2 protein-coding genes are annotated in these 3,272 nt (G+C 76.5%); both read left to right on the top strand.

Annotated elements, in window-relative coordinates:
* The coding region (locus NON00_RS24225; protein ID WP_256025365.1) for a glycosyltransferase at positions 1 to 656 on the top strand (656 nt) is incomplete at its 5' end.
* Positions 657 to 693: 37 nt separating this feature from the next.
* Positions 694 to 3,272: glycosyltransferase (locus NON00_RS24220; protein WP_256025363.1), on the top strand; the 2,579-nt coding region annotated here is incomplete at its 3' end.

Below are 3,272 nucleotides of genomic sequence, written 5' to 3'. Positions count from 1 at the left end.
GCGTCCAGGTGGTGCCGAATGGCGTGCCGCTGCCGCCCCCGGCCGATGCCGCGCGCCGCCGCGCCCTGCGCGCCGCGCTGCGCACCCAGCTCGACCTGCCGCCGGAGGCGCCGGTGGTCCTCTTCCTCGGCCGGCTGGAGCCGGTGAAGGGGGCGGAGCTGCTGCCCTTCCTGGCCCAGGCCTTCCTGCGCCGCGGCGGCGGCGCGCTGGTCGCCGCCGGCACCGGCCCGCTGGCGGAGCGGCTGGCCGCCAGCCTGCCCGGCGGGCGCTCGCCGCTGCGCCTGCTCGGCCACCAGAGCGATCCGGGGCGGCTGATGCTGGCCGCCGATGCGCTGGTGCTGCCCTCGCGGCTGGAGGGCTGCCCGCTGGTCTTCCTGGAGGCCGCCGCCCGCCACTGCCCCGTGGTGGCGACCCCCCAGGCGCTGGAATGCCTGGGCGAGGACGCGCGGCACCTGGCCGCGCTCTGCCCGGCCGAGGACATCGCCGGCATGGCCGCCGCCCTGGTCGAGGCCTGCGCCGGCGGCGGCGAGACCCCGGCCCGCCTCGCCGCCGCCGCCGCCCACGCCGCCCGGCAGGACGAGGCGGCCATGCTCGCCCGCTACCGCGACCTGCTGCGCGCCCTGCCGGGTTTTGCACCTTCCCGTAACGCATTGTAATCTGGTGGCCATGGCGGCAGGGACGAGGATGGTGGGCGTGGACAAGCAGGCGGCGCGGGCGGGCGGCCCCGAGATCGCCGTGGTCATCCCCGCCTATCGCCAGCCCGGCCTGCTGGCCGAGGCGCTGGAGGATGTGCTGGCCCAGCAGGGCGCGCCGCGCCACGCCGCCGTGGTGGTGGATGATGGCTGCCCCATGCCGGAGACGGCGGAGACCGCCCTCTCCTACGCCCAGCGCCATCCGGGGCGGATCTTCGTGCTGCGCCGGGCCAATGGCGGGCTCTCCGCCGCGCGCAACAGCGGCATCGACTTCGCCCTGCGCGCCTGGCCCGCATGCCGCGCCCTGCTGATGCTGGACGCCGATAACCGCCTCCGGCCGCATTTCCTTGCCCGTGCCGCCGCCGCGCTGGATGCGGCGCCGCCCGCCACGGGCTGGGTCTATCCCGATCTCGACAGCTTCGGCCTCGCCCAGCATTACGGGCTGGGGGGCGACTACTCGGCCTTCCTGCACCTGCATGAAAACCTCTGCGATGCCGGCAGCCTGATCGCCCGCCGCGTCTTCGAGCGCGGCCTGCGCTTCGATGAGCGCCTGCGCGAGGGCTTCGAGGACTGGGAATTCTGGCTGCGCGCCAACCGCCTGGGCTTCCGCGGCCAGCACCTGCCGCAGGCCGGCTTCCTCTACCGCAAGCGGCCGGAGAGCATGCTGGCCCATGCCGAGCGGGCGCGCGGCGCCATCCTCGGCGGCATGCGGCTGGAGGCGCGGGCCGAACTCGCCGCCCGCCGCGTGCAGCGGCTGGAGGCGGAGGAGCTGCCGCGCTTCGCCCTCACCATCGCCGGCGAGGCGATGGCGCGGCGGGTGACGGACCCGCTCCACCCGCGCCACGCGCCGGAGGCGCCGGCGGCGCTGCGCCGCCGCGCCGTGCTGGCGGCGCGCCAGCCGCAATCGCACGCCTTCCCGCCCTTCTGGGCCTTCGCCAGCCGCACCGGCATCGACCTGCTGGCGCGGCTGCGCCTGCTGCACAATGTCTTCTGGCAGGCGCAGCGCGTGCTGGCGCAGCACCCGAAGGCGGCCTTCGTCCTGGTCGAGCTGGTGCCCGGCCCGGGCCTCCCGGCCGCCCCACCGCCAACGCCAACGCCAACGCCAATACCGGGGCAGGAGGCCAGCTTCGGCCTGCACCTGCCGGCCGCCGCCCCGGCCAACCCGGCGCGCGCGCAGCTGATCTTCGCCCGCAGCGAGCGGCTGCTGGCCGCCGCGCGCGACCCCCGGCTGGACTGGGCGCAGCCGCTCTCCGGCGGCACGCCGCCGGAGGCGGTGACGCTGCGCGCCACCCTGCCCTGGCCGATCCCGGAAGCCGAGCTGCGCCACGGCCCCGCCCCCCATGCCGCGCTGGTGGAGGAGGTGGCGGCGCTGCGCGCCCTGGCCGCCGGGCAGTCGCCGCTGAAGCCCGAGTGGCGGCAGGACTGGCGCGGCAGCCGCCTGCGCACCCCTGTCCTGCACAAGGCGCTGAATGGCTGCGGCGCCGTGCTGCCCTGGGTGCCGCCGCAGCCGGGGCGGCAGATCGGCTTCGTGCTGCCGCTCTTCGCCTTTGGCGGGGTGGAGAAGGTGGTGCAGAACCAGGCCGCCGTGCTGCGGCGGCAGGGCTGGACGCCGCATCTCTTCCTGACGGGGGCGGAGAGCGCCGCCCTGCCCGCCGCCCTCTCCGGCATTTTCGAGACGGTGCAGTTCTTCCCCCTGCCCGCCGTGGAGCGGGCGGACACCGCGCAGCGCTACTTCGCCGCCCGCCTGCCCGCCCCGGCGGAGACACAGGCGGAGTCGCAGGCGGCGGCCGACGCGCTCGGCCTGCTGGCGGCGATGGATGTGGTGGTGAACACCCATGCCCTGGCCGCCCATCCGCTGATGGGCCAGCTGCGGCGGCAGGGGGTGCGCACCTTCCTCGGCCTGCACCTGCACGACAATGGCCCGCTCGGCGAGCCGGTGGGCAACCCGCTGACCGCCCTGGCCTATGAGGCCGGGTATGACGGCTTTCTTCTGGTCTCGCGGCGGCTGGCGGACTGGTGCGCGGCGCAGGGCGTGCCGCGCGCCAAGCTGCTGGTGGTGCCCAATGCCCCGGCCTATCCGGCCGATCCGCAGCGCATGGCCGCCGCCCTGGCGGCGCGCCAGGGGCGCGACCCGGCGGCGCCGCTGAAGGTGCTCTTCCTCGGCCGGCTGGATGCGCAGAAGGGGCCGGACCGGCTGCGCGAGATCATCCTGGCCACGCGCGGCGCGCCGCTGCACTGGCGCATCGCCGGGCAGACGGTGCTGGATGCCACGGCGCCCGATTTCAGCGGCACCGGCATCGCCATCGAGCCGCCGGCCACCACCGCGGCGGGGCTGGATGCGCTCTATGCCTGGGCCGATATCGTGCTGCTGCCCTCGCGCTTCGAGGGCGCGCCGCTGACCATCCCGGAGGCGCAGCGCTTCGGCTGCGTGGTGCTGGCCACCGACACCGGCGCCGTGGCCGAGATGCTGCGCGACGGGGTGGACGGGCTGTTGCTGCCCGCCGGGGAGACGGTGGTGGCCGAGGCCGCCGCGCGGCTGCGCGCCCTGGCCGCCGACCCGGCACGGCTGCGCGCCATGGC

Source organism: Roseomonas sp. GC11 (genome assembly GCF_024437745.1).
Taxonomy (GTDB): domain Bacteria; phylum Pseudomonadota; class Alphaproteobacteria; order Acetobacterales; family Acetobacteraceae; genus Pseudoroseomonas.
The sequence above is the reverse complement of the archived record's forward strand: the minus strand, read 5'-3'. Positions and strand labels throughout refer to the sequence as shown.